Source organism: Klebsiella sp. Lac1 (assembly GCF_009825425.1).
GTDB classification, from domain to species: domain Bacteria; phylum Pseudomonadota; class Gammaproteobacteria; order Enterobacterales; family Enterobacteriaceae; genus Klebsiella; species Klebsiella electrica.
The window spans coordinates 136,356-162,463 of sequence record NZ_VJZJ01000001.1 but is presented as its reverse complement, the minus strand read 5'-3'; the positions used below and the strand labels follow the sequence as shown (position 1 = coordinate 162,463).

The 26,108-nt window shown below is 56.6% G+C and carries 29 protein-coding genes; 12 read left to right on the top strand and 17 right to left on the bottom strand.

Annotated features, from left to right (window positions below; translation table 11 throughout):
• Nucleotides 1-70 precede the first annotated feature (70 nt).
• Nucleotides 71-1,435 carry an MFS transporter gene (locus tag FNY10_RS00745; protein ID WP_100683115.1) on the top strand — a complete coding sequence of 455 codons (1,365 nt, stop codon included), beginning with the start codon at nucleotides 71-73 and terminating at the stop codon, nucleotides 1,433-1,435.
• 69 nt (nucleotides 1,436-1,504) lie between these two features.
• On the opposite strand, the gene FNY10_RS00740 is transcribed toward FNY10_RS00745, so the two are convergent.
• Nucleotides 1,505-1,996, bottom strand: a complete 492-nt coding sequence (locus FNY10_RS00740; RefSeq protein WP_004858653.1) for a YajQ family cyclic di-GMP-binding protein — start codon at nucleotides 1,994-1,996, stop codon at nucleotides 1,505-1,507.
• A 179-nt stretch (nucleotides 1,997-2,175) separates the two neighbouring features.
• Here FNY10_RS00740 and panE point away from each other — a divergent pair, with 179 nt between their 5' ends.
• Together panE and yajL are read left to right on the top strand one after the other, a co-directional pair.
• Entirely contained in the window at nucleotides 2,176-3,087 is a 912-nt protein-coding gene (gene panE, locus FNY10_RS00735; RefSeq protein WP_100683114.1) for a 2-dehydropantoate 2-reductase, read from the top strand.
• Nucleotides 3,050-3,643, top strand: coding sequence for a protein deglycase YajL (gene yajL, locus FNY10_RS00730; RefSeq protein ID WP_141965219.1), 594 nt, complete (start codon nucleotides 3,050-3,052; stop codon nucleotides 3,641-3,643). Before panE ends, yajL begins: the two co-directional genes overlap by 38 nt.
• A 78-nt stretch (nucleotides 3,644-3,721) precedes the next feature.
• Here yajL and thiI read toward each other — a convergent pair whose 3' ends face one another.
• Nucleotides 3,722-5,170, bottom strand: a complete 1,449-nt coding sequence (gene thiI, locus FNY10_RS00725) for a tRNA uracil 4-sulfurtransferase ThiI (protein ID WP_100683112.1) — start codon at nucleotides 5,168-5,170, stop codon at nucleotides 3,722-3,724.
• A gap of 301 nt (nucleotides 5,171-5,471) precedes the next feature.
• On the opposite strand from thiI, the gene xseB reads away from it, so the two are divergent.
• From xseB to FNY10_RS00705, 4 genes are all read left to right on the top strand, one after another.
• The gene (gene xseB, locus FNY10_RS00720; protein ID WP_004858644.1) at nucleotides 5,472-5,714 is read left to right on the top strand and encodes an exodeoxyribonuclease VII small subunit; all 243 of its coding nucleotides are present in this window, start codon (nucleotides 5,472-5,474) and stop codon (nucleotides 5,712-5,714) included.
• Nucleotides 5,715-6,614 (top strand): (2E,6E)-farnesyl diphosphate synthase, encoded by a 900-nt coding sequence (ispA, locus tag FNY10_RS00715; RefSeq protein WP_100683111.1) that lies wholly within the window; start codon nucleotides 5,715-5,717, stop codon nucleotides 6,612-6,614.
• 16 nt (nucleotides 6,615-6,630) lie between these two features.
• Nucleotides 6,631-8,493, top strand: a complete 1,863-nt coding sequence (gene dxs, locus FNY10_RS00710) for a 1-deoxy-D-xylulose-5-phosphate synthase (protein ID WP_160702183.1) — start codon at nucleotides 6,631-6,633, stop codon at nucleotides 8,491-8,493.
• A 66-nt stretch (nucleotides 8,494-8,559) separates the two neighbouring features.
• Nucleotides 8,560-9,534, top strand: coding sequence for an aldo/keto reductase (locus FNY10_RS00705; protein ID WP_160702185.1), 975 nt, complete (start codon nucleotides 8,560-8,562; stop codon nucleotides 9,532-9,534).
• A gap of 169 nt (nucleotides 9,535-9,703) precedes the next feature.
• On the opposite strand, the gene pgpA is transcribed toward FNY10_RS00705, so the two are convergent.
• The 6 genes from pgpA to nrdR all read right to left on the bottom strand — a co-directional run bounded on the left by pgpA (nucleotide 9,704) and on the right by nrdR (nucleotide 13,932).
• Entirely contained in the window at nucleotides 9,704-10,210 is a 507-nt protein-coding gene (gene pgpA, locus FNY10_RS00700) for a phosphatidylglycerophosphatase A (RefSeq protein WP_202395162.1), read from the bottom strand.
• Complete coding sequence (gene thiL / locus FNY10_RS00695; RefSeq protein ID WP_141965222.1) at nucleotides 10,200-11,174, bottom strand: thiamine-phosphate kinase; 975 nt, start codon at nucleotides 11,172-11,174, stop codon at nucleotides 10,200-10,202. Before thiL ends, pgpA begins: the two co-directional genes overlap by 11 nt.
• A gap of 76 nt (nucleotides 11,175-11,250) precedes the next feature.
• Entirely contained in the window at nucleotides 11,251-11,670 is a 420-nt protein-coding gene (gene nusB, locus FNY10_RS00690) for a transcription antitermination factor NusB (RefSeq protein WP_004858621.1), read from the bottom strand.
• A gap of 22 nt (nucleotides 11,671-11,692) precedes the next feature.
• Complete coding sequence (gene ribE / locus FNY10_RS00685; protein WP_004858618.1) at nucleotides 11,693-12,163, bottom strand: 6,7-dimethyl-8-ribityllumazine synthase; 471 nt, start codon at nucleotides 12,161-12,163, stop codon at nucleotides 11,693-11,695.
• Between the two features lie 212 nt (nucleotides 12,164-12,375).
• The gene (gene ribD, locus FNY10_RS00680) at nucleotides 12,376-13,479 is read right to left on the bottom strand and encodes a bifunctional diaminohydroxyphosphoribosylaminopyrimidine deaminase/5-amino-6-(5-phosphoribosylamino)uracil reductase RibD (protein WP_160702189.1); all 1,104 of its coding nucleotides are present in this window, start codon (nucleotides 13,477-13,479) and stop codon (nucleotides 12,376-12,378) included.
• Nucleotides 13,480-13,482: 3 nt separating this feature from the next.
• A complete protein-coding gene (gene nrdR / locus FNY10_RS00675; protein WP_004858609.1) occupies nucleotides 13,483-13,932 on the bottom strand; it encodes a transcriptional regulator NrdR in 450 nt (149 codons plus the stop codon).
• A gap of 149 nt (nucleotides 13,933-14,081) precedes the next feature.
• Here nrdR and FNY10_RS00670 point away from each other — a divergent pair, with 149 nt between their 5' ends.
• Both FNY10_RS00670 and FNY10_RS00665 read left to right on the top strand, forming a co-directional pair.
• Nucleotides 14,082-14,624 (top strand): DUF3251 domain-containing protein, encoded by a 543-nt coding sequence (locus FNY10_RS00670; protein ID WP_100683208.1) that lies wholly within the window; start codon nucleotides 14,082-14,084, stop codon nucleotides 14,622-14,624.
• Nucleotides 14,625-14,919: 295 nt separating this feature from the next.
• The gene (locus FNY10_RS00665; RefSeq protein ID WP_100683105.1) at nucleotides 14,920-15,804 is read left to right on the top strand and encodes a nucleoside-specific channel-forming protein Tsx; all 885 of its coding nucleotides are present in this window, start codon (nucleotides 14,920-14,922) and stop codon (nucleotides 15,802-15,804) included.
• 51 nt (nucleotides 15,805-15,855) lie between these two features.
• On the opposite strand, the gene FNY10_RS00660 is transcribed toward FNY10_RS00665, so the two are convergent.
• The 8 genes from FNY10_RS00660 to queA all read right to left on the bottom strand — a co-directional run bounded on the left by FNY10_RS00660 (nucleotide 15,856) and on the right by queA (nucleotide 24,055).
• Nucleotides 15,856-16,551 (bottom strand): helix-turn-helix transcriptional regulator, encoded by a 696-nt coding sequence (locus FNY10_RS00660; RefSeq protein WP_100683104.1) that lies wholly within the window; start codon nucleotides 16,549-16,551, stop codon nucleotides 15,856-15,858.
• A 47-nt stretch (nucleotides 16,552-16,598) separates the two neighbouring features.
• Entirely contained in the window at nucleotides 16,599-16,976 is a 378-nt protein-coding gene (locus FNY10_RS00655) for a VOC family protein (protein ID WP_130943276.1), read from the bottom strand.
• Between the two features lie 111 nt (nucleotides 16,977-17,087).
• Nucleotides 17,088-18,479 (bottom strand): M24 family metallopeptidase, encoded by a 1,392-nt coding sequence (locus tag FNY10_RS00650; protein WP_160702191.1) that lies wholly within the window; start codon nucleotides 18,477-18,479, stop codon nucleotides 17,088-17,090.
• A 114-nt stretch (nucleotides 18,480-18,593) separates the two neighbouring features.
• A complete protein-coding gene (gene secF, locus FNY10_RS00645) occupies nucleotides 18,594-19,565 on the bottom strand; it encodes a protein translocase subunit SecF (RefSeq protein ID WP_100683101.1) in 972 nt (323 codons plus the stop codon).
• Nucleotides 19,566-19,575: 10 nt separating this feature from the next.
• Complete coding sequence (gene secD / locus FNY10_RS00640; RefSeq protein WP_100683100.1) at nucleotides 19,576-21,423, bottom strand: protein translocase subunit SecD; 1,848 nt, start codon at nucleotides 21,421-21,423, stop codon at nucleotides 19,576-19,578.
• Between the two features lie 25 nt (nucleotides 21,424-21,448).
• Nucleotides 21,449-21,781, bottom strand: coding sequence for a preprotein translocase subunit YajC (gene yajC / locus FNY10_RS00635; protein ID WP_004099423.1), 333 nt, complete (start codon nucleotides 21,779-21,781; stop codon nucleotides 21,449-21,451).
• A gap of 22 nt (nucleotides 21,782-21,803) precedes the next feature.
• Nucleotides 21,804-22,931, bottom strand: coding sequence for a tRNA guanosine(34) transglycosylase Tgt (tgt, locus tag FNY10_RS00630; RefSeq protein ID WP_100683099.1), 1,128 nt, complete (start codon nucleotides 22,929-22,931; stop codon nucleotides 21,804-21,806).
• 53 nt (nucleotides 22,932-22,984) lie between these two features.
• A complete protein-coding gene (queA, locus tag FNY10_RS00625; protein ID WP_131047477.1) occupies nucleotides 22,985-24,055 on the bottom strand; it encodes a tRNA preQ1(34) S-adenosylmethionine ribosyltransferase-isomerase QueA in 1,071 nt (356 codons plus the stop codon).
• Between the two features lie 251 nt (nucleotides 24,056-24,306).
• Between queA and acpH the strand changes: the two genes are divergently transcribed.
• Both acpH and FNY10_RS00615 read left to right on the top strand, forming a co-directional pair.
• Nucleotides 24,307-24,888, top strand: a complete 582-nt coding sequence (gene acpH, locus FNY10_RS00620) for an ACP phosphodiesterase (RefSeq protein ID WP_160702193.1) — start codon at nucleotides 24,307-24,309, stop codon at nucleotides 24,886-24,888.
• A 169-nt stretch (nucleotides 24,889-25,057) separates the two neighbouring features.
• Nucleotides 25,058-25,660 (top strand): peroxiredoxin, encoded by a 603-nt coding sequence (locus tag FNY10_RS00615; RefSeq protein ID WP_004099418.1) that lies wholly within the window; start codon nucleotides 25,058-25,060, stop codon nucleotides 25,658-25,660.
• A gap of 75 nt (nucleotides 25,661-25,735) precedes the next feature.
• Here FNY10_RS00615 and FNY10_RS00610 read toward each other — a convergent pair whose 3' ends face one another.
• Nucleotides 25,736-25,939: a hypothetical protein gene (locus FNY10_RS00610; protein WP_160726279.1), complete on the bottom strand. Its 204-nt coding sequence runs from the start codon at nucleotides 25,937-25,939 to the stop codon at nucleotides 25,736-25,738.
• Nucleotides 25,940-25,953: 14 nt separating this feature from the next.
• On the opposite strand from FNY10_RS00610, the gene FNY10_RS27255 reads away from it, so the two are divergent.
• Nucleotides 25,954-26,073 carry an integrase core domain-containing protein gene (locus tag FNY10_RS27255; protein WP_117433772.1) on the top strand — a complete coding sequence of 40 codons (120 nt, stop codon included), beginning with the start codon at nucleotides 25,954-25,956 and terminating at the stop codon, nucleotides 26,071-26,073.
• The last annotated feature ends 35 nt before the right edge of the window (nucleotides 26,074-26,108 follow it).

Here is a 26,108-nt window from a genome sequence, read left to right as displayed (position 1 = left end):
TAAACAAACATTTATTTACGCTTCTGGCTGCCACCACTACACTAGTCGCAGTTTGTAGATTGAGGTGGTAATGAACGACAATAAAATGACGCCAGGTGAACTGCGCGCGACCTGGGGTCTGGGGACCGTATTCTCGCTGCGTATGCTCGGCATGTTTATGGTTTTGCCGGTTTTGACCACCTATGGCATGGCGTTACAGGGCGCCAGCGAAGCGCTGATTGGCCTGGCTATTGGTATCTATGGTCTGGCTCAGGCCATATTCCAGATTCCGTTCGGCCTGCTTTCCGACCGCATTGGCCGTAAACCGCTGATTGTCGGCGGCCTGTTAATCTTCGTTATCGGCAGCATGCTAGCTGCGCTGAGCGACTCCATCTGGGGCATCATTCTTGGACGCGCGCTGCAGGGTTCCGGCGCGATTGCCGCGGCGGTCATGGCGCTCCTCTCCGATTTAACCCGCGAACAGAACCGCACGAAGGCGATGGCCTTTATTGGCGTCAGTTTCGGCGTCACCTTTGCCATCGCCATGGTGCTGGGGCCGATTATTACTCACCAACTGGGCCTGCATGCGCTGTTCTGGATGATCGCCATCCTGGCGACGATCGGCATCCTGCTGACGCTGTGGGTAGTGCCGAACAGTCACAACCACGTCCTGAACCGCGAATCCGGTATGGTGAAGGGCTGTTTCAGCAAAGTGCTTGCCGAGCCGAAGCTGCTGAAGCTCAACTTCGGCATTATGTGCCTGCATATCATGCTGATGTCCACCTTTGTGGCCCTGCCAGGGCAGCTGGAAGCCGCCGGTTTCCCCGCCGCCGAGCACTGGAAAATTTACCTGGTCACCATGCTGATTTCGTTTGTTTCGGTGGTGCCGTTTATCATCTACGCCGAAGTGAAGCGCAAGATGAAACACGTGTTCCTGTTCTGCGTCGCGCTGCTGCTGGTGGCCGAAATTGTCCTGTGGGGCGCGGGCGGCTATTTCTGGGAGCTGGTCGCCGGCGTTCAGCTGTTCTTCCTCGCTTTTAACCTGCTGGAAGCCCTGCTTCCCTCTTTAATCAGTAAAGAGTCGCCGGCGGGCTATAAAGGCACCGCGATGGGCGTCTATTCGACCAGTCAGTTCCTTGGCGTGGCGATTGGCGGCGCGCTGGGCGGCTGGGTAGACGGCTTCTTTGATTCGCAAACCGTATTCCTGCTCGGCGCGCTGCTGGCGATGCTGTGGCTGCTGGTTGCCGGGACGATGAGCGAACCGCCGTACGTCAGCAGCCTGCGGGTCGAAATTCCCGATCAGGTGGTGGCTGATAGCGCGCTGCAGGAGCGTCTGCAGAGCACAGAAGGGGTCAAACAGGTGCTGGTGGTCCCCGACGAACGTTCGGTGTATATCAAGATCGACAGCAAGGTGACCAACCGCTTCGAAATTGAGCAGGCCATCAAAGGGGCGTAAAAAAAGCGGGGACTTCCCCGCTTTTTTATTGGCTGACGTTTGCAGATGATACGCCAGCGCCGCTCCGGCTTAGTCGCGGAAGTTTTTGAACTGGAACGGCTGTCCCAGGTCGCCACCGCGCACCAGCGCCATCACCGCCTGCAGATCGTCGCGCGCTTTACCAGTGACGCGAATCTCTTCGCCCTGAATTTGCGCCTGCACCTTCAGCTTGCTGTCTTTGATCAGCTTGACGATTTTTTTCTGCGTCGCGCTCTCAATCCCCTGCTTCAGCTTCGCATCGACGAACCAGGTTTTCCCGCTGTGCACGAACTCGTCCGGCACTTCGATAGAACTGCCTTCAATGCCGCGTTTTAACAGCTTGGCACGCAGAATATCCAGCAGCTGGTTAATCTGGAAATCAGACTCGCTGAGGACCTTGATGGTCTCGTTTTTTTCGTTCAGTTCGAAGCTTGCTTCAACGTTACGAAAATCAAAACGCGACTCCACTTCACGGGTCGCATTCTCTACGGCATTTCGAACTTCCTGAAGATCGACTTCAGAGACAATATCGAAAGATGGCATCTTTTCCTCTCCTTCTGTTTCTTTTGCGTTGCATAATACCCGCAACGCGACATAACTCAACTGGTTATCCCGCAAGCATAGCCGATGTTCTGATGCTCAAGGCGCGGCTGCAGCCGGCAGCGCAACGAGTATATACTTTAGCTATAAATGCCTGGGGTAGTCGCAGGTGAGGAGGAACAATGAAAGTAACCGTACTCGGATGCGGTGCGCTGGGGCAACTGTGGCTAACCGCGTTATGCAAACACGGACACGATGTCCAGGGCTGGCTGCGCGTCCCACAACCCTTCTGTAGCGTCAATCTGATTGAGACCGACGGGACAATTTTTAATGAGTCGCTAACCGCCAACGATCCTGACTTTCTCGCCAGTAGCGACCTGCTGCTGGTGACCCTGAAAGCCTGGCAGGTCTCTAACGCGGTAAAAAATCTGGCCCAGACGCTACCCGCCTCGTCGCCGATCCTGCTTATCCATAACGGCATGGGAACCGTCGATGAGCTGAAAGGCGTGCAGCAGCCGCTGCTGCTGGGCTCCACGACCCAGGCTGCGCGCCGCGACGGCAACGTCATTGTGCACGTCGCCAGCGGCACGACGCATATCGGCCCGGCGAAAGACTATCCGCAGGATTACAGCGACCTGGCCGATACCCTGCAAAGCGTCCTGCCGGACGTCGCCTGGCATAATAACATCCGCCCGGCAACGTGGAGCAAACTGGCGGTCAACTGCGTGATTAACCCGCTGACGGCGCTGAAGGAGTGCCGCAACGGCGATTTGCGCGACTATCCGCAGGAAGTTGAGGTCATCTGCCGGGAGGTCGCCGCGGTCATGGAGCGTGAAGGTATTCATACTTCACCGGAAAACCTGTTATTTTATGTTCATCAGGTCATTGAAAGTACGGCAGAAAATATCTCTTCGATGTTGCAGGATATCCGCGCGCAGCGTCGTACGGAAATCGACTATATCACCGGTTTTCTACTGAAGCGCGCCCGCGCTCACGGCCTTGCCGTACCGGAAAACGCCCGTTTGTTTGAACTGGTAAAGCGTAAGGAGAATGAATATGAGCGCGTCAGCACTGATTTGCCTCGCCCCTGGTAGCGAAGAGACCGAAGCGGTCACCACCATGGATTTACTGGTCCGCGGCGGCGTGCAGGTCACCACGGCCAGCGTCGCCAGCGATGGCAGCCTGACTATCGTCTGCTCGCGGGGCGTCAAGCTGCTGGCCGATGCGCCGCTGGTCGAAGTCGCCGACGGCGATTATGACATTATCGTCCTTCCCGGCGGGATAAAAGGCGCGGAGTATTTCCGCGACAGCCCGCTGCTGGTGGAAACGGTCCGCCAGTTTCATCTTTCCGGACGCATTGTTGCCGCCATCTGCGCGGCGACGGCGACCGTACTGGTGCCGCATAACCTTTTTCCAGTCGGCAACATGACCGGCTTTCCGGCCCTCAAAGATCGTATCCCTGAAGATCAGTGGCAGGACAAACGCGTGGTCTGGGACCCGCGGGTCAACCTGCTCACCAGCCAGGGGCCGGGAACAGCGATTGATTTTGCGCTCAAAATGATCGACCTGCTGGTCGGGCGTGAAAAAGCTTATGAGGTTGCATCGCAACTGGTGATGGCGGCGGGGATTTATAACTACTACGAAGCCTGAGCCACAGACGGCTACGCAACCGGTAGCCCGGATAAGGCATGACTGCCGCTATCCGGGATTCTCTTCACGCGAAGCGGCTTACGGGCGGTAAACCTTCACGTTCTCAAAGCCCTGCTCACGCAGGTACAGCGCCTGCAGACGGCTCATCACGCCACGTTCGCACCACAGCAGCCAGGTTTTGCTCTGGTCGAGATTGCCGAACTGGGTGCTCAGCTTGTAGAACGGCAATGACACGACTTCAACGCCTTCAACCTTCAGCGGCTTTTCATCCTGTTCGTCTACGGAACGAATATCCAGAATGACGTCGTTCGGGCTAAAGCCGGTCACGGTTTCTACTTCCACCACGTCCTGCTGAGTCTGCTGGGCGATATCGCGAATATCCACGTTATTCGCTTCCGCCACCACTTTATCGAGGATGCTAAAGTCGAAGTTCTCTTCTTCCGCCTCAATCTTCGCCTTCACCGCTTTCACGGTCGGGCTCTTCGAAATCACGCCGCAATATTCCGGCATGGTGCGGGCAAAATCTTCGGTGCCGATTTCACGGGCCAGATCGATGATGTGCTCTTTATCGTGCGAAATCAGCGGGCGCAGAATCAGGGTGTCGGAGACATTGTCGATCAGACGCAGGTTGGTCAGGGTCTGGCTGGACACCTGGCCCAGCGCTTCACCGGTCACCAGCGCCTGCACGCCATAGCGTTCGGCGACTTTCGACGCCGCACGGACCATCATGCGCTTCAGCACTACGCCCATCTGACCGTCGTCGACTTTTTCGAGGATCTCCCCCACCACCGGTTCGAAGTTAATCGCCACGAAACGCACGCGGTGTGAGCTGCCGAAGCGGTTCCACAGGTAGTGTGCCACCTGACGAACGCCGATTTCATGCGCCGCGCCGCCGAGATTAAAGAAGCAGTAGTGTACGCGACAGCCGCGACGCATCAGCATGTAGCTGGAGACGCCGGAGTCGAAGCCGCCGGAAATCAGCGACAGCACATCTTCCTGCGTGCCGATCGGGAAACCACCGATGCCTTCGTAGCGCCCTTTGACCAGCAGCAGGCGGTCGTTTTCAATTTCCAGATTGACCGTAATGTCCGGGTCAGTCAGCTTCACGCGCGCCGTTTCGATATGCTGGTTCAGACCGCCGCCAACATAGCGCTCCACTTCGATAGAGGTAAACTCATGCTTCCCGCGACGTTTTACGCGCACGCAGAAGGTTTTGCCTTCCAGCGTTTCACGCCACAGCGGCAGCGTTTGCTCAAAAATATCGTGCAGTGAAGTAAACGGGACGTCTTCGACTTCCAGAATATGATGGATACCCGGGATTCGGGTCAGCGCATCGCGAATCACCGGACGCTGATTTTCGTCTTTCGCGCGAACTTCGATATGATCCCAATGACGAACGACGGCAAGCGTCTCATCATAGTTTTTGAGAACGTTACGAATGTTCCCGGTTAAGATCTTAATGAAGCGCAATCTCACGGATTGGCTTTTGATGGTGATTTCCGGGAACAATTTAATGATAAACTTCATGGCGACAATAGTTCGTTGGCAAGCCCGACGGGCTTTAAGCAAAAGTTGTACTGCAGCGCACCGCGGTGCCTGCATCCAGGGAGCGCAGTATATCACCATTGCGTACATTGCGCCTCGCATTGCGCGTTTTACATAAAATCATTCAGGATGCGCCCGCGCGGCAGGGGCATAACCCACTTGTCAGCCACCCGTTTGCGCGTTTTCGGCAACGATTCCGCGAAAGGATGAGGTGTATATTTGCTTAACCACGTGACTTCGTTACCATATTGCTGTCGCGACATTACAAGAGTCTATATTCACTATGCCAAAGAAAAATGAGGCCCCGGCCAGCTTTGAAACCGCCCTGGGCGAGCTGGAGCAGATTGTTAATCGTCTGGAAAGCGGCGCGCTGCCGCTAGAAGAGGCGCTCAGCGAATTTGAGCGCGGCGTACAGCTGGCGCGTCAGGGGCAGGCCCGATTGCAGCAGGCCGAACAGCGCGTCCAGATTCTGCTGGCCGACAGCGAGGATAGCCCGCTGACGCCGTTTACACCGGATGCTGAATAAATGGACTTCTCGCAACAATTACATGCTTGCGTTGAGCAGGCCAACGACGCGCTACGTCGTTTCCTCGCTCCGCTGCCTTTTCAGAACACTCCACTGGTTGAAGCCATGCAGTACGGCGCACTATTAGGCGGAAAACGCCTGCGCCCGTTCCTCGTCTATGCCACCGGCGACATGTTCGGCGTCAGCCGCGCGACGCTGGACGCCCCGGCCGCCGCCGTCGAATGCATCCATGCTTACTCTCTGATGCATGACGATCTGCCTGCCATGGACGATGACGATCTGCGTCGCGGTCTGCCGACCAGCCACATTAAATTTGGTGAAGCAAACGCAATTCTTGCCGGAGATGCCCTACAAACGCTGGCATTTTCTATACTGAGTGATGCGCCAATGCCTGAAGTGCCGGACAGCGATCGTCTGGCCATGGTTTCGACGCTGGCGCAGGCCAGCGGCGTCGCCGGAATGTGCGGCGGACAGGCGCTGGATCTGCAAGCCGAAGGCCACCAGGTTGACCTGCAGGCGCTGGAGCGTATCCATCGCCACAAAACCGGCGCGCTGATATGCGCCGCGGTGCGTATGGGCGCGCTGAGCGCAGGTGAACGCGGCCGGGCGGCCCTGCCGGCGCTCGATCGCTTTGCGCAAAATATCGGTCTCGCCTTCCAGGTCCAGGATGACATTCTTGACGTGGTAGGGGATACTGCGACCCTTGGCAAACGCCAGGGAGCTGACCAGCAGCTAGGCAAAAGCACCTATCCTGCGCTTCTGGGACTTGAACAAGCGCGTAAAAAAGCGCATGACCTGATTGAAGACGCCCGTCAGTCGCTGAGTGAGCTGGCCGCGCAATCTCTGGATACGACGGCACTGGAAGCGCTCGCGAATTACATAATTCAGCGTGATAAATAAACAATAAGAGTCTCTGATGAGTTTTGATATTGCCAAATACCCGACCCTGGCGCTGGTGGATTCCACCCAGGAGTTGCGTTTGTTGCCGAAAGACAGCCTGCCGAAACTGTGCGACGAACTCCGGCGCTACCTGCTGGACAGCGTCAGCCGTTCCAGCGGGCATTTTGCCTCCGGCCTCGGCACGGTCGAACTGACCGTGGCGCTTCACTACGTCTATAACACGCCTTTTGACCGTTTAATCTGGGACGTGGGCCACCAGGCCTACCCGCATAAAATTCTGACCGGACGCCGCGATAAAATCGGCACCATTCGGCAGAAAGGCGGACTGCATCCGTTCCCGTGGCGCGGCGAAAGCGAATATGACGTCCTGAGCGTCGGCCACTCATCAACCTCCATTTCTGCGGGCATCGGGGTGGCGATCGCCGCCGCGAAAGAAGATAAACAGCGACGTGCGGTGTGCGTCATTGGCGACGGCGCGATTACCGCAGGTATGGCGTTTGAAGCCATGAACCATGCGGGCGATATCAAACCCGATCTGCTGGTGGTGCTCAATGACAACGAAATGTCGATCTCGGAGAACGTCGGCGCGCTGAATAACCATCTGGCGCAACTGCTCTCCGGCAAACTGTACTCCACGCTGCGCGAAGGCGGCAAAAAGGTCTTCTCTGGCGTGCCGCCGATTAAAGAGCTGCTCAAACGCACCGAAGAACATCTCAAAGGGATGGTCGTGCCCGGTACCCTGTTTGAAGAGCTGGGCTTCAACTACATCGGCCCGGTGGACGGCCACGATGTACTCGGCCTGGTCAATACGCTGAAAAATATGCGCGACCTGAAAGGGCCGCAGTTCCTGCATATTATGACCAAAAAAGGTCGCGGCTATGAGCCGGCGGAAAAAGACCCGATTACCTTCCACGCGGTGCCAAAATTTGACCATACCAGCGGGGTTCTGCCGAAAAGCAGCGGCGGCCTGCCCTCCTACTCGAAAATTTTTGGCGACTGGCTGTGCGAAACCGCGGCGAAAGACAGCAAGCTGATGGCCATTACGCCCGCAATGCGCGAAGGCTCGGGGATGGTCGAGTTTTCGAGGAAATACCCTGACCAGTATTTCGATGTGGCGATTGCGGAACAGCACGCGGTGACCTTTGCCGCCGGCCTGGCGATCGGCGACTACAAGCCGGTGGTGGCCATTTACTCCACCTTCCTGCAGCGCGCCTACGATCAGGTGATCCATGATGTCGCTATCCAGAAGCTGCCGGTTCTGTTTGCCATCGACCGCGCGGGAATCGTCGGCGCCGACGGACAAACGCATCAGGGCGCATTCGATCTCTCCTTCCTGCGCTGTATCCCGGATATGGTGATCATGACGCCGAGCGACGAAAACGAGTGCCGTCAGATGCTCTACACCGGCTATCACTACAATGAAGGGCCAAGCGCGGTTCGCTACCCGCGCGGGACCGGCACCGGCGCCACCCTGCAGCCGCTGGCCTCGTTGCCGATCGGCAAAGGCGTGGTAAAACGCACGGGCGAAAAAGTGGCGATCCTCAACTTCGGTACTTTGCTGCCGGAAGCGGCGCAGGTGGCAGACAAGCTCAACGCCACGCTGGTCGATATGCGTTTTGTCAAACCTCTCGATGATGCACTTATTTTGCAGTTGGCCACCGACCACGATGTGCTGGTGACGCTGGAAGAGAATGCCATTATGGGCGGCGCGGGCAGCGGCGTGAATGAGCTGCTGATGGCCAATCGCCGTGCGGTTCCGGTGCTGAATATTGGCCTGCCGGACGTTTTTATTCCCCAGGGAACGCAAGAAGAAGTGCGCGCCGACCTCGGTCTGGATGCCGCCGGTATCGAAGCGAAAATCACCACCTGGCTCGCATAACCCCCGCAACGGCTCCTGCTATGCTTAAAAGACCCCCTTTTTTAAGCGCATAGCAGGAGCAAATCAATGCAATACATCACGCCTGAAGCCACCCACCTGCGAGTTTCCCGGCTGTGTCTCGGCTGTATGACCTTTGGCGAGCCGGATCGCGGCAAGCACGCCTGGACCCTACCGGAAGAGAGCAGCCGACCGCTTATTCAGCGTGCGCTGGAAGGCGGCATCAACTTTTTTGATACCGCGAACAGCTACTCTGACGGCAGCAGCGAAGAGATTGTTGGCCGCGCGCTACGCGATTTCGCCCGCCGCGACGAAGTGGTGGTGGCGACAAAAGTGTATCACCAGGTCGGGGATCTGCCGGAGGGCCTCTCGCGTGCGCAGATCCTGCGCTCTATCGATGACAGCCTGCGCCGCTTAGGTATGGAATATGTCGACCTGCTGCAGATCCATCGTTGGGATTACGCCACGCCGATTGAAGAGACCCTGGAAGCGCTGAATGAGGTCGTTAAGGCCGGGAAAGCACGCTATATCGGCGCCTCGTCGATGCACGCTCGCCAGTTTGCGCAGGCGCTACAGCTTCAGGAGAGCAACGGCTGGGCGCGCTTTGTGACCATGCAGGATCATTACAATCTGATTTATCGCGAAGAAGAGAACGAGATGCTGCCGCTGTGCCAGCGCTCGGGCGTATCGGTCATTCCCTGGAGTCCGCTGGCGCGGGGCCGACTCACCCGTCCGTGGGGCGAAACCACCGCCCGGCTGGTATCCGATGAGTTTGGCAAATCGCTCTACAGCGCCAGCGATGAGAACGATGCGCTGATTGCGCAGAATCTGGCTGAAGTGGCAGAAGAAGTCGGTGCCAACCGCGCCCAGGTGGCGCTGGCCTGGCTATTGAGTAAACCGGGTATCGCCGCGCCAATCGTCGGCGCCTCCAGGCAAGAGCAGCTCGACGACCTGCTGGGCGCGGTGGATTTAACGCTGACGCCCGAACAGGTAGAAAAGCTGGAAGCGCCGTATAAGCCGCATCCGATTGTCGGGTTCAAGTAACTCATTATTCCCACGAGGCTCCCGACTCCCGGCTCCCGGCTCGCGCTGCGCTTAGCCGGGCTACAGGTTCACCAACGCCTGCGGGCCGGTAGCCCGGACAGGTGCGCAGCACCGCCTCCGGGAAACGCCTGCCTGCTCGATTTCCCAGGGGCGCTACGCAGGACCGTATTTAGAAAAGACCAATCGGCCAGTGATGGCCTATGACGTACAGCACGCCGGCGGAGATCACCCCGGCGACGATATCATCGACCATGATCCCCATCCCGCCGTGAATATTGCGGTCAAACCAGCGAATGGGCCACGGTTTCCACATATCAAAAATACGGAAAATCACAAACCCGGCGGCGACCCATTGCCAGTCAAGCGTCGGCAGCGCCATCAGGGTGATCCACATCCCGACAAACTCATCCCAGACAATACTGCCGTGGTCGTGGGTGCCCATATCTTTCGCCGTGCGGTGGCAAATATACACCCCGATACAGATGCTCATCATCACCACCAGCGAATAGAGCTGCCAGGGGAGAAATATCATCAGATACCAGAACGGGATTGAGGCCAGCGAGCCCATCGTGCCGGGCACCACGGGGCTTAACCCGCTACCAAAACCGGTCGCCAGCAAATGCCACGGATTGCGCATATTGAGGCGACTTTTTGCGACATCTTTACTACGCACCAAAGTGATCGTACCCCTGTAAATCCAGCTGGACCGGTTTACCGGATTGCATCAGCTGCAGACCGTCCGCCTCGGCGCTAATCTGTCCGATGCAGGTAAAGCGCGCCCCAAGCTGGCCGATAGCCACATCAAGCGCGCCGCGGTTAAGCTCCGGCACGGTAAAGCACAGTTCGTAGTCTTCACCGCCAGAGAGCGCCCAGCGCAGCGCCTGCTCCCTCTCTGCATGGCGCAGCAGCGCATCGGATAACGGCATTGCGTCAAGGTCGATCCGCGCGCCGCAGCCACTGGCCTTCAGAATGTGCCCCAGATCGGAGATCAGACCGTCGGACAGATCGATAGCCGAGCTGGCCAGATCGCGCAGCGCCTGCCCTTGCAGCACGCGCGGCATCGGGCGCAGATGGCGCGCCAGCAGGTAGTCGGCGTCAGCGGCTGACTCCACCACCAGACGGTCCTGCAAAATAGCCAACCCTGCGGCGCTGTCGCCGGGGGTGCCGGTGACATATACCCAGTCGCCGGGTTTCGCCCCGGAACGCTTCAGAGCGCGCCCCGGCGGGACAAAACCGTGAATACCCAGGGTCATCGACAGCGGACCGCGAGTAGTATCACCGCCGATCAACTGCATATCGTAATAGTTGAGCTGCATGAACAGGCTGTCGCTGAACGATTCCAGCCAGGCTTCATCCGCTGCCGGCAACGTTAACGCCAGCGTTAACCACGCCGGTTCAGCGCCCATCGCCGCGAGATCGCTCAGATTGACCGCCAGCGCCTTGTAAGCGAGATCGGCAGGATCGATATCAGGTAAAAAATGGTTGCCCGCCACCAGGGTGTCGGTGCTGATTGCCAGCGTTTTTTTCTCGGGAATGTTCAGGAGAGCGCAGTCATCGCCGATGCCGGTTTCCACATCGAGACGCCTGCTTTTTACGCGATCAAAATAACGGGCAATCAGGGAAAATTCGCCGCATGCCATACGTTATGCCTCAGCAAAAGAAAAGAATAAGGCCGGACCTTGCGTGGATGACATCCCGCGAGACCCGGCCTGGAGTTTACTTTTTGTTGGGACGAATTGCCGGGGCTGCTTTGTCCAGCACGCCGTTAACAAACTTGTGGCTATCTTCGGCGCCGAAGGTTTTCGCCAGTTCGATAGCTTCGTTAATCGCAACTTTGTACGGCACATCGTCACGTTTAGACAACTCGAACAGGGCGATACGCAGTACCGCTTTCTCTACCTGACCCAGCTCTTCAAGCAGGCGGGACAGGTACGGCTTCATCAGGCCGTCGAGGTATGCGCTGTTAGTCGCCACTCCGGACAGCAGTTCGCGGAAATACAGAACGTCAACATCTTTGACATCCTGCTCCGCCAGGAACTGGTATTCAACATCAGCGATGTCGTTCTGGGACAACTGCCAGGAGTAAAGCGCCTGGACAGCACACTCACGGGCGCGGCGACGAGCAGCAGGTTTCACGGAATTCCCCTTACAAAAAAATTCAGGCCTTGATGGCTTTCAATACGTTAATCATTTCCAGCGCGGTCAGCGCAGCTTCTGCGCCTTTGTTACCGGCTTTGGTACCAGCGCGTTCGATGGCTTGTTCAATGCTTTCTGTCGTCAGAACACCAAAGGCTACCGGGATTTCGCTGTCCTGCGCGACATGTGCGAGGCCATTGCTTGCTCCGCCAGCCACATATTCAAAGTGCGCGGTACCCCCACGAATCACCGTACCCAGAGCAATCACCGCGTCATATTTACCGGTTTTAGCCAGCACGCCAGCCGCCAGCGGCAGCTCATACGCGCCTGGAACCCAAACAACGGTAATATTTTCATCTTTTACCTGACCGATGCGCTTGAGAGCGTCAATAGCGCCTTCCAGCAGGCTGTCATTGATAAAGTTGTTGAAACGCGCAATGGTGATGGCGACGCGAGCGTCCGGGGTAGCAACGTTAGCTTCAATAATGTTCATACTCTTCCTTCGGGTTCATATAGCCCCGCAAGGGGGGCGGATTCTATCATAATAATTTATACACTTCATCCTTCAAACTGCCTGCGCGTTGGCAGCGCCTGTCGACCCCGGTCGCTTACCGCCGTAAGCAAGCAGGATTCTCCGGTTGGCCGCCTCGACGCATCCTGAATGAATGCGTGTAGCGATGCTGCTTTCCCTGTCGGTCAGGGAGATTATGCGCCGACTAAATGCAGGCAAAGATCGGGACCTGTCTGGCGTATCTCGTTGAATTTGAAATGGGGGACATCGGCCAGTTTCTCAAGCCCCGGTAGCACGCATAGCCCGCGCGCGTCGCTGCCTAACAGTTTAGGCGCAATATAGACGATAAGCTCGTCCACCAGCCCGGCCTGCAACAGCGCGCCGGCGAGCGTCGGGCCCGCTTCCACCCAAATGCTGTTAATCTGCTGTTTGCCAAGCTGCATCATCAGCAACACCAGATCGAGATGGCCGTTGTGTTCCGGCACCATCAGCGTTCGCACGCTTTCCGGCCAGCTGCGGTCATCGGCCCGAGTGCGAGCGAACAGCGTCTCTCCGGGCTGCTGCACGATGCGGTGCTCAGGGGTAACGCGATTATGGCTATCGACAACAATACGCAGCGGCTGGCGCAGATTTTCCTGCGGATAGCGGGCGCGAATATCGGCACCGAGCCCTTCCCAGCGTACGGTTAATGCCGGATCGTCTGCCAGCACGGTCGCGCTGCTGGTCAGGATCGCATGGCTTTGCGCCCGCAGGCGCTGCACGTCACGTCGCGCCTGCGGCGAGGTGATCCACTGGCTTTCTCCGCTGGCCATCGCGGTGCGACCGTCCAGTGAAGCGCCCATTTTTAGCTGTACGTAGGGGAAACCGGTGCGCATCCGCTTGAGGAAACCTTTGTTCAGCGCTTCGGCTTCGCCGATCATCAGGCCATGGCTGACGTCAATACCGGCCTGCTGCAGGCGATACAGGCCGCGCCCCGCCACCTGCGGGTTGGGGTCCTGCATAGCGGCCACGACGCGGGTCACGCCCGCGGCAATCAGCGCGTCGCAGCACGGCGGCGTGCGGCCATGATGACTACAGGGCTCCAGGGTCACATAGGCGGTGGCGCCCCGGGCTTTTTCGCCGGCCATACGCAGCGCATGCACTTCCGCATGCGGCTCGCCGGCGCGATAGTGAAAACCTTCGCCGACGATCTCAGCGTCCTTGACGATCACACAGCCGACATTCGGATTGGGATGGGTGGTGAAGCGCCCGCGCTGCGCCAGCTTAAGCGCTCGCGCCATGTACATTTCGTCATGCATGGCTTAATCCTGTAAGCGGGCGATCTCTTCGCCGAATTCTTTGATATCTTCAAAACTACGATAGACGGAAGCAAAGCGGATATAGGCGACTTTATCGAGCTTTTTCAACTGCTCCATCACCAGGTTGCCGATCATTTTGCTCGGGACTTCGCGCTCGCCGGTACCACGTAAATGGGTTTTGATATGATTGAGCGCCATTTCCACATCATCGGCGCTGACCGGCCGTTTTTCCAACGCTTTCAGCATTCCGCTGCGCAGTTTATCTTCATTGAAGGGCTCCCGCACATCGTTGCTCTTGACCACTCGCGGCATCACCAGCTCCGCCACCTCGAAGGTGGTGAAACGTTCGTTACAAACCAGGCACTGCCGACGACGACGCACAGAAGAGCCCTCGCCCACCAGACGAGAGTCGATCACTTTGGTATCTACGGCGAAACAGAAAGGGCAATGCATAGCGCGTCCTGACAGGAAGTTAAACTGACAGGTAGTTTACCGCGAAGTGCCGCGACAACAAAGAAAGAGCTTTTGAGACAAAGGATCTATGGCTCGTGGACGGAGACGATCTACCATGAAATATCCCCCTGAAAACGGAATCCATGACCATGACAAGACGTTATTTGAAGCTGGCGATGCTGACCACGCTGTTTACCCTCAGCGCCTGCGCACAGCAAAGTGAAGTCCGTCAGATGCATGAAAGCGTGAGCACATTGAGCAAAGAGATGACTCAGCTTAATCAGCAGACGGTGAAAATCACCCAGCAAAACGCACTGAATGCGAAATCGAGCAGCGGCGTTTATCTTTTGCCCGGCGCCAGGACCCCGGCGCGCCTCGAAAGCCAGATAGGCACACTGCGTATGTCGCTGCGTGATATCGCCGCCGACGCCGACGGTACCCGCCTGACGCTGCGTATTCAGGGGGAATCAAACGACCCGCTACCGGCGTTCAGCGCCACCGTCGCCTGGGGGCAACTCACCGGCACCACGCAGAATTACCGGGAGGTTAACGTGCGCGATCGGCTGATTAGCGCCCCTGCCAGCATCCTGGCGCCGAGCGACGTCGATATTCCGCTCCGCCTGAACGGCGTCACGCCGCAGCAGCTTGGCTTCCTGCGTATTCACGATATCCAGCCCGCAAGCGCACAATAATCGCCTTCGCCGGGTGTCGCCGATACCCGGATTCGACCGCCCCAAAATCCATTTACAGTTTTTCCAAACAGTTCAGTAAAAATTGACCGTCTGGATCAATTTCAGTGGCATTCTGCCAGGAAATGCATAGAATCGTGAACGCAATCGATTACGTATGTTTACGTTATGTGAAACAACACGTATTTTTGTGAGCAATGATTTCTATAATAGACCCCCACAGAGATACGAAATATTTAGAAACGCTTCGGCAGCGTTCTTCACGCCTTTTGGCTTAATTCAAAACAGTGGCATCCTTATGAAAAAAACATTACTGGCAGCAGGCGCCGTACTGGCGCTGTCCACATCGTTCACTGCTGGCGCGGCAGAAAACGACAAACCGCAGTATCTGTCCGATTGGTGGCACCAGAGTGTGAACGTGGTGGGTAGCTACCACACCCGTTTTGGACCGCAAATTCGTAACGATACCTATCTGGAATACGAAGCGTTTGCCAAAAAAGACTGGTTTGATTTCTACGGTTACATGGATGCGCCGGTATTCTTCGGCGGTAACAGCACGGCCAAAGGTATCTGGAACCACGGTTCCCCACTGTTTATGGAAATTGAGCCGCGTTTCTCTATCGACAAGCTGACCAATACCGATCTCAGCTTCGGCCCGTTCAAAGAGTGGTATTTCGCCAACAACTATATCTACGACATGGGCCGCAACGCGTCCGGTCGTCAGAGCACCTGGTATATGGGTCTCGGTACCGATATCGATACCGGTCTGCCGATGAGCCTGTCTCTGAACGTCTATGCGAAATATCAGTGGCAGAACTACGGCGCATCCAACGAAAACGAATGGGATGGCTACCGTTTCAAAGTGAAATACTTTGTCCCGCTGACCGACCTGTGGGGCGGTTCGCTGAGCTATATCGGCTTCACCAACTTTGACTGGGGTTCCGATCTGGGCAATGACAACTTCTATGACTTGAACGGCAAGCACGCGCGCACCGGCAACTCCATCGCCTCCAGCCATATCCTGGCGCTGAACTACGCGCACTGGCACTACTCGATCGTCGCTCGTTACTTCCATAACGGCGGCCAGTGGGCCGATGATGCGAAGCTGAACTTCGGCGATGGCGATTTCAACGTTCGCTCTACCGGCTGGGGTGGTTACTTCGTGGTGGGTTACAACTTCTAATCCTGCCTGATGATCCCCGGCCTCGGCGCCGGGGATATCGCTTGACCCGCCTTATGGCTCACGCTCTTCACACCTCACCTTACGCAGAAAATCGCTCAATGACCGGTCGGCCCGCTCGCTGAAAAGGCGCCCGGTGGCAGCCACGTCCAGGCAGCGATCGAGACGAAAGCAGCGATAATCGTCGCGGAGCTCGCACCAGCTCACCAGCAGCCAGCGCTCCCCCCAGAAAAAGAGCCCCAGCGGCAGCACTTCGCGCTGCGACACCTTTCCCGCTTCATCGCGGTAATGCAGCGCCAGCACCCGCTGGCCGGAAACCGCCCGATGCACCAGATCAAACTGCGCTTTGCTGTACCCCTGAGCGCCAAAATCCGGCGCGAACAGCCGCGATTGCTCGGCCTTACGCCGACTCTCTTCAGGTAAAATCGCGAGCACCTTTTCCCGGGCCGACTCCAGTGACTGGGACAGCGATTCGCCTCCCCAGGTTTGCAGTAGCCGAATGGCGGCCACCAGCGCTTCCGACTCCTCGGTCGTCAGCATCAGAGGCGGTAAACTGTAGCCTGCCAGCAGGCGATATCCGCTTCCGGCCTCGCCCTCCACCGGCACGCCGGAGAGCGACAGGTCGCGGATATCCCGGTAGATAGTGCGCTCCGATACGCCGAGCCGCTCCGCCAGCAGCCCGGCGGTGGTTAATCTTCTCCCCCGCAGGATCTGCACGATTTGAAAAAGGCGGTCGGCGCGTCGGCTCATTTTTAACTTATCTCATGGTTTAAGCCTGCCCACTGGCGTCAAGAGCGTTAGTGGGACAGGTGTTTAGGTTGATGCAAGCCAATCCGGTTCCCTTCGCTATCCATAAACAGCGCGATGGTGCCAATATCGTCCGCCAGTTCAAGCGGGCCAAAGACGCAGTTCCCGCCAGCGGAATTCACGCGGTCGAGCGTGGCGGCCAGATTGTCAGTATGCAGATAGATAATACATCCCTGATCGGCAGGTTTAACCCCGTCAAACTTTGCCAGCGCGCCGCCGGGTGCCGGGTCCTGATACGGGAAAACGGCCATTTCAGCGCAATCCATATTTTCCCGACGCAGGGTCACCTGCAGCACCGGCTCGTAAAACGCCACGGCACGATCCATATCGACGACCGGAATTTCAAACCAGTTAATTACGTTGCTCATACATCCTCCTGTCCATTGTTTGGGTTCAGGAGGAGTGTATGGCAGGGCTACTGACAGCGTACTGTCAGTAGGGATCGGCATCCCAGCGGCCACACCGTTTGCCGCTGGCGATTAACCCGCCGTGCAAACCAGGGCCCGCTGCTTATCAAGCAGCCAGGGGCGGAGATAGCCGACGGTGTTCGACAACGGCAGCACCGCCTCCGGTAGCGCAATCCCCAGTCGTTCCCGGATATAGCGATGTCGGGTGACGATACGCTGCCAGAGCTCCGGATACGCCTGCGCCAGCTCGTGGCGCAGGGACTCGTCCGCCAGCGCCACGGTGTCTTCAATGCTGACACCGGCGTAACCCGCTCGCGAAGGAATAATGTCGATTTGCAGGATCATCCCGCTTCGCAAACAGGCGTCGGCGTTCGGCCCGATCGGCGAACAGAGCCACTCTTCATCAGCCACCAGATGCCCTGGATTAAGATGCCAATGATACTCCGCCTTCGGCAGAACCCGCTCGATCAGGGCGTACATCTCGCCACCGGGCATACCGATACGCAGATGCTCCAGCCAGCTGACCACCGCCCGGAAATAGGGTTTCGCCAGCACATCAAGGTAGTCCGCCACCTCCGGCGCCAGCTCCGTCTCATCGCTGACCACGTAGGCGGCCCGACTGCTTAAGCCGCCTTTAAACCCAGTGGTGAGCGAAAATTTATCGCCGCGACGGATAACCTTATCGTCAGGATAGAGACGGGCATCGGCGAAGCGATCGCCGGTGGCGGCAATCATCACCACGCTGTTGGGCTGGCCATCTGCCGCCAGCAGCGCGCCGATCTGTTTTTCCGTTTTTCCCGGCTCGATGGCATTCAACGCCGTGAGGATCGCCGTCGACGCCAGGTTGGCGCCATATTCATAGTGGGCCAGCTCATTGGCAGAATTGACCGTTCTCACTCCGCCATCCGGAGCGATAAATAATGCTGTGGCATTGAGCACCACCGCCTGCTGTCCGGCGGCCTGGCGAATCGCGTCCACGATAAAAGCGGGCAGATCGAACAGCGACGAGCGGTCGTCAGCGCTGCCGGTAAACAGCTTCCAGCCCACCAGGCCCAGCCTTTTCCCGCGGCTGATACCGGCATCCTGCAGCAGCTGCGGCAGACTTTTTTCATTGCTCATCGGCTGATTCGGCAACGAGAACCACGGCGCATGGATCGCCCGGTTTTCCAGGCGAGCAAAGGCCGCCAGCTTGAGATTTTCATTGCCCAGCACCAGCACCGCCTCCCCTTCGCGATGCAATACCAGCAAGGCTTCTTCAAACCGCGGGATAAAGCCGGTGAGATATTCGAAGTTTCCGCCGTGCTCTTTATCGGCATACACGATCAGCGTGTCGTAGCCATGCTGGCGCATTTGCGCAAGCACCCTGGCTTTACGCTGGCGTAGCGTTTCATCACTGAGCGTAACGGAAGGCACATCGTGCCAGACGGTCGGTTGGGCGACGGCAGAAAGGACTATGGCGGCCATGGGGGATCTCCATCTCATTAAGCGCTAAGAGTGGAGAGTAGCGAAATTTGGCCGGGCTGTAATAAAAAAATCCCGGCCTTGCGACCGGGATTGCGTTATCAGAACGGGACTGCCTTACGGCAGAATAGACGGCTGATCCGCCCCTTCTTTTTCTACTTTCTGCTGCAGCATATGCTCACGCTTCATGCCCAGCTTCAGCGCCAGTGCGGACGCAACGTAGATAGACGAGGCCGTACCGATAGAGACACCGATCAGCATGGTCAGCGAGAAGCCTTCCAGAACCGGGCCACCAAAAAGATACAGCATCAGGATCACCACCAACGTGGTTCCGGAGGTGATCAAGGTACGATGCAGCGTCTGGGTCAACGACACGTTGAAGATCTCATACGGCGTACCGCGGCGGATCTTACGGAAGTTTTCACGAATACGGTCAGATACCACGATGCTGTCGTTCAGCGAGTAGCCGATAACCGACATCAGCGAAGCGACGATGGTCAGGTCAATCTCGATATGGAACAGCGAGAGGATGCCCATCGTAATGACCACGTCGTGCGCCAGCGCGATAACCACCCCGGCGGCAAGACGCCACTCGAAACGGAAACCAACGTACACCAGGATACAGATTAACGCCGCCAGCAGCGCCAGCGCGCCGCTTTGTGCCAGGTCAGCCCCGACGCTCGGCCCCACGAACTCGATACGCTTAACCGTCGCGTCCTGGCTGGTCGATGCGTTAATCACGCTAACGACCTTGCTGCCCAACTCCTGACTGACGTTGACATCATGCACCGGCGGCATACGCACCATGATGTCGCGGCTGCTGCCGAAGTTCTGCACCTGCGGCTCTTCAAAGCCCGCCTTCTGCAGCGCCTGACGCATCTGGTCCAGTTCGGCCGGTTTTTCGAGGGTGATTTCAATCACCGTACCGCCGGTGAAATCCAGACCCCAGTTAAATCCGCGCACGCCCATCACGACAATGGCGGCAATCAGCAGAAAACCTGAAATGCCGAAAGCCCAGTAGTCCCAGCGCATAAAGTCATAGACTTTACGGCCGTGGTTCAATTGTTCAACAGTATATTCCTGTGCCACAACGCACTCCTCAGATAGACAGCTTTTTAACGCGCTTGCCGCCGTACAGCAGGTTCACGATGGCACGGGTGCCGACGATAGCGGTAAACATCGAGGTTGCCACACCGATACCGGTGGTAATCGCAAACCCTTTAATTGCACCGGTACCGACCGCGTACAGGATGATAACTTTGATCAACGTCGTAATGTTCGCATCGAAGATCGAGCTGAATGCACCCCGGTAACCTTCATCAATCGCCTGCTGAACGGAACGTCCGTTGCTCAACTCTTCTTTAATACGTTCGTTGATCAGTACGTTAGCATCGACCGCTACCGCAAGGGTTAACACGATACCCGCAATCCCCGGCATACTCAGCGTAGCCCCAGGCAGCAGGGACATGATACCGACGATCAGGACCAGGTTAGCCACCAGCGCAGAGGTCGCGATCAGACCGAATTTCTTGTAGAAGAAAATCATGAACAGGATAGACACCACCAGACCGGCCAGACACGCTTCCAGACCCTGTTTGATGTTCTGCATACCCAGAGTCGGGCCGATAGTACGTTCTTCAACGATCTGAATCGGCGCAATCAGCGCCCCCGCACGCAGCAGCAGAGAGAGCTGACGCGCTTCATTCGGGTTGCTGATACCGGTAATACGGAAGCTGTTGCCCAGGCGAGACTGGATATTGGCGATGTTAATCACCTCTTCCTCTTTCGCCAGAATCGCACGACCGTTGGCATCTTTCTTACCGCTGTCTTTGTACTCCACGAACAGGGTCGCCATCGGTTTGCCGATGTTGTCCTTGGTGAAGTTAGACATGATGTTACCACCGGCGCTGTCCAGCGAGATGTTAACCTGCGGCTGGTTGAACTCGTCCATGCTGGAAGTGGAGTCGGTGATATGGTCACCGGTCAGAATCACGCGCTTGTACAGCACAACCGGCCGACCTTCGCGAGTATATTTCACTTCCGAGTCGCCAGGGACACGGCCAGAAGCGGCAGCGGCGCTGTCAACGTTGCTGTTCACCAGACGGAATTCCAGCGTCGCCGTGGCGCCCAGAATTTCTTTCGCCCGCGCGGTATCCTGAATACCCGGCAGTTCAACCACGATACGGTCGGCGCCCTGACGCTGTACCAGCGGCTCGGCAACACCCAGTTGGTTCACACGGTTACGCAGAATGTTGATGTTCTGCTGTACGGCGTATTCGCGAGCTTCTTTCAGGCGGTCATCGGTCATCACCGCTTTCAGGCCGGTAGCGCCCTGCGTGGAGATAACCAGATCGCGGTGACGCGGGCTCAGCCAGGAGATGGCCTGATCGCGCGCTGCGCTATCGCGAAAAGCGATGCTCAGACCATAATTGTCTTCCTTACGCACGGTAGCGTAAGGGATGCCTTTTTCACGCAGTTCGCTGCGCAGGCTGTCGATATTTTGTTCCTGCAGTTTGCCCAGCGCGGTGTCCATATCCACTTCCATCAGGAAGTGTACGCCGCCGCGCAGGTCAAGACCCAGCTTCATCGGCTCGGCATGGATAGCCGCTAACCAGCGAGGCGTCGCCGGAGCTAAGTTCAGCGCCACGACGTATTTATCACCTAACGCGTCCACCAGCACTTCACGTGCGCGCAGCTGGACATCGGTGGTATCGAAGCGCGCAAGGATTGCGCCCTCTTCCAGTGCCACAGACTTAGCGGTAATTTTTTCTTCTTGTAACGTTTTCTGGACCTGGATCAGCGTTTGCTCACTGGCGGCGACACCGCGCGCGCCAGTGATTTGAACGGCCGGATCCTCACCATACAGGTTGGGGAGCGCATACATCAGGCCGACGATAATCACGACGACCAGCATGATGTACTTCCACAAAGGATAACGGTTTAACACGGCAGTTCCCTTAGGGAAAAGTGGATTACAGTGCCTTCATGGTGCCTTTCGGCAGAACGGCAGCTACGAAGTCACGTTTGATAACCACTTCAGTGGTGTCGTTCAGCGCGATAGCAATGTATCCGCTTTCAGCAACTTTCGTGACGCGACCCACCAGGCCGCCATTCGTCAGCACTTCATCGCCTTTGGCGATAGAGTTCATCAGGTTTTTATGTTCTTTGGTGCGCTTCTGCTGTGGGCGCAGGATCATGAAGTAGAAAATCAGACCGAACACCACCAGCATCAGAATCAGAGACATCGGGCTACCCTGCGCCGCGCCACCGGTTGCTGCTACCGCATCAGAAATAAAAAAGCTCATTCAAATTCCCTCATTATTAAAATTAATCAACGTTCAAAGGAGGAACAGGTCGCCCCTGACGTTGGTAAAAATCGGTCACGAAGCTCTCTAATTTACCCTCTTCGATAGCCTTACGTAAACCAGCCATTAAACGCTGATAGTAGCGAAGGTTATGAATGGTATTGAGGCGCGCGCCCAATATTTCGTTGCAACGATCGAGATGATGCAAGTAAGCGCGTGAATAATTGCGACATGTATAGCAATCACACTCGGCATCCAGCGGCGCGGTGTCGCTTTTATGCTTCGCATTACGAATCTTCACCACGCCATCGGTGACGAACAGGTGGCCGTTACGCGCGTTGCGCGTTGGCATGACGCAGTCGAACATGTCGATACCGCGACGCACCCCTTCAACCAGATCTTCTGGCTTGCCGACGCCCATCAGATAGCGTGGTTTGTCGGCCGGGATCTGCGGGCAAACGTGCTCCAGGATACGGTGCATGTCTTCCTTCGGCTCACCGACAGCCAAACCGCCGACAGCGTAGCCATCAAAACCGATATCTACCAGACCTTTAACGGAGATATCACGTAAATCTTCGTAAACACTGCCCTGGATAATGCCAAACAGCGCGTTTTTGTTGCCCAGACCATCAAAACGGTCGCGGCTACGCTTGGCCCAGCGCAGAGACATTTCCATCGAGCGCTTAGCATAATCCCAGTCCGCCGGGTACGGCGTACATTCGTCGAAGATCATCACGATATCGGAACCGAGATCGTACTGAATCTCCATCGATTTTTCCGGATCGAGGAAGATAGGATCGCCGTTAATCGGGTTACGGAAGTGGACGCCCTGCTCGGTAATTTTACGGATATCACCGAGGCTGAACACCTGGAAGCCGCCGGAATCGGTCAGGATGGGTCCTTTCCACTGCATAAAATCATGCAGGTCGCCGTGCAGCTTCATGATTTCCTGACCCGGGCGCAGCCACAGGTGGAAGGTGTTGCCGAGGATAATTTGCGCGCCGGTGGCTTCCACTTCTTCCGGCGTCATCCCTTTTACGGTGCCGTAGGTACCAACGGGCATAAAGGCTGGCGTTTCAACCACGCCGCGATCAAACACCAGGCGGCCGCGGCGAGCGCGTCCGTCGGTGGTATCCAGTTCAAATTTCATGTTAACTCCTGCGTCAGAAAAACAGTCTGACGTTAAATACTCATGTCGCGGCGTTATTCCCCGACACGCTCAAAAATAGCCTGCGGATTGTACGTGATAAACATCGCGTCCCCGTAGCTAAAAAAGCGATATTTTTGTTCTACCGCAGCCTTGTAGGCATTCATGGTGTGCTGATAGCCGGCAAAGGCTGAAACCAGCATAATCAGAGTCGATTCAGGGAGATGGAAATTGGTCACCAGCGCATCAACCGCTTTGTACTGATATCCCTGATAGATAAAAATCTGTGTGTCGCCGAAAAACGGCTCAATCAGGTCTTTTTTCGCCGCCTGCGCCGCGCTCTCCAGCGAACGGACGGAGGTGGTGCCCACCGCGATGACCCGGTTGCCGCGCGCTTTCGCCGCCAGCACCGCATCAACAACCTCCTGCGGCACTTCGGCGTACTCGGAGTGCATGATGTGATCTTCAATGGTCTCCACGCGCACCGGCTGGAACGTCCCCGCGCCAACGTGCAGCGTCACAAACGCCATTTCAATCCCTTTCTCGCGCAGCTTCTCCAGCATCATATCGTCAAAGTGCAGGCCCGCGGTCGGCGCGGCCACCGCCCCCGGCCTGGTGCTGTAGACGGTTTGATACAGTTCGCGGTCGGCGTCTTCGTCCGGACGATCGATATACGGCGGCAGCGGCATATGGCCGATGCTGTTAAGGATCTCCAGTACCGGACGTTCATCGTTAAATTCGACTTCAAACAGCGCGTCGTGACGTGCCACCATCGTGGCGTTGATGCTTTCATCATCGCCCAGCAGCAGCTCCGCTCCCGGCTTCGGCGCTTTAGACGCGCGAATGTGCGCCAGAATGCGTTTGTCATCCAGCATGCGCTCGACCAGCACTTCAATCTTGCCGCCGCTGGCTTTACGGCCAAACAGGCGCGCCGGGATCACCCGGGTATTGTTAAAGACCAGCAGATCGCCCGGGTTAAGTTTGTCGAGTAGGTCAGTGAAAGTTCCATGCGTCAGCGCTCCCGTCGGACCGTCTAACGACAGCAGGCGACAGCGACTGCGCTCAGGCTGCGGGTAGTGGGCTATCAGGGATTCGGGTAGTTCAAAGGAAAAATCGGTAACGCGCATGACGATGGCTCAGACGAAATAAAGAGGCGGGTAGTCTAGTGCCGGGGCGTCCTCCCTGCAACCTTTACCCCTCTGGATGAATAACATAATCTATACACAAAACCATTCAAGATGCATCGACGCGGCAGTTGAATGACAAATTCGTCAGGAACAGATTTGAACGCTGCGGAGTGGCGGCCCGTGAGGGCGAGGCTCAAAGATGGGCCGGGTAGCTTAGCCAACAAAGAGGCAGTTTGAAGGATAAAAGGTCTATGAATTTTCTCGCACACCTGCATTTAGCCCATCTCGCCGACAGTTCCCTGCCCGGCAATCTGTTGGCAGATTTCGTTCGCGGCAATCCCCAGGCGGACTATCCGGCCGACATTGTCGACGGCATTTTTATGCACCGGCGTATCGACGTCATGACCGATAATTTGCCGGAGGTAAAAGAAGCGCGCGACTGGTTTCGCCCGCAGACCCGCCGCGTGGCGCCCATTACGCTGGATGTCATGTGGGATCACTTCCTGTCGCACCACTGGGCACGCATTTCACCCGATATGCCGCTCAACGAGTTTGTCCGCTATGCCCAGGCACAGGTCACGCCGGTATTAGCCGATTCGCCGCCGCGCTTCGTCAATCTCAATGCCTATTTGTGGTCGGAGCGCTGGCTTGAACGCTATGAGGATATGGACTTTATTCAGAGCGTCCTCAACGGTATGGCCAGCCGTCGTCCGCGCCTTGATGCCCTGCGCGACTCCTGGCAGGATCTGGATACCCACTACGATAAACTCGAGCAGCAGTTCTGGCAGTTTTATCCGCGCATGATGGCGCAGGCCACCAGGCGTGAACTATAAAGATTGCGCTTTCTCACAAAAAGGCTATTCTGAACACCATTTCCCGATATAAATTGATAGGCAAAACCTATCTCATTGATTGTCAACGTCACGTTGAGTTCGCATGAACCAGTCCCTATACTTGCCCGCGTTGCGTTCCAATTAACCTTATTATTAACAGGAGAATCATATGGTTCTGGTCACTCGTCAGGCTCCGGATTTTACCGCTGCAGCTGTTTTAGGTAACGGTGAAATCGTTGAGAAATTCAACTTCAAACAACACACCAGCGGTAAAGCGACCGTCCTGTTCTTCTGGCCGATGGACTTCACCTTCGTTTGTCCGTCTGAGCTGATCGCTTTTGACAAACGTTATGAAGAATTCCAGAAGCGCGGCGTAGAAGTGGTTGGCGTCTCCTTCGACTCTGAATTCGTTCACAACGCATGGCGTAACACCCCGGTAGACCAGGGCGGTATCGGTCCGGTTAAATACGCGATGGTTGCTGACATCAAACGTGAAATCCAGAAAGCCTACGGTATCGAACACCCGGACGAAGGCGTGGCGCTGCGCGGCTCCTTCCTGATCGATGCTAACGGCGTGGTTCGCCACCAGGTGGTTAACGACCTGCCGCTGGGTCGTAACATCGACGAAATGCTGCGTATGGTTGACGCGCTGCAGTTCCACGAAGAGCACGGCGAAGTTTGCCCGGCGCAGTGGGAAAAAGGAAAAGAAGGTATGGCCGCTTCTCCGGAAGGCGTGGCTAAATACCTGACCGAGAACGTGTCCAGCCTGTAATCGGCCCATGTTCAGAAGAAGGCTCGCGCATGCGGGCCTTTTTTGTTTTCTTGACCCGTCAGACGCGTTTCTGACTTAAACCCGGGAAACGAACTGGAAGAGTGTCCTGTCGTTTTCTGTAACCGTTGATGTCGTCAGGAATGTCAGATAACCCATTGGAGCCAGAGCATTGGGTGAAGAAGATGGTAGTGATGAAGCATCAATAATGGCCAAATCCGCGAAGCCCAGAATGATTGCGGACAGGCGGAGAACTTTATAACCGACAGATAAAAATAGCATGACGTAGGCTTCTCATGGTCCGTAAACCAGCAGATAATGCCCCGTTCGGGTCGTTTAATGACCGTTTTCGCGACGCGTGTCTGAACGTTTACGGGTTCAAGTCACTGGCAGATGTGATACCGGGAATAGAGTGAGAGTATAGATAATGCTGGCAATAGATAAATACTCT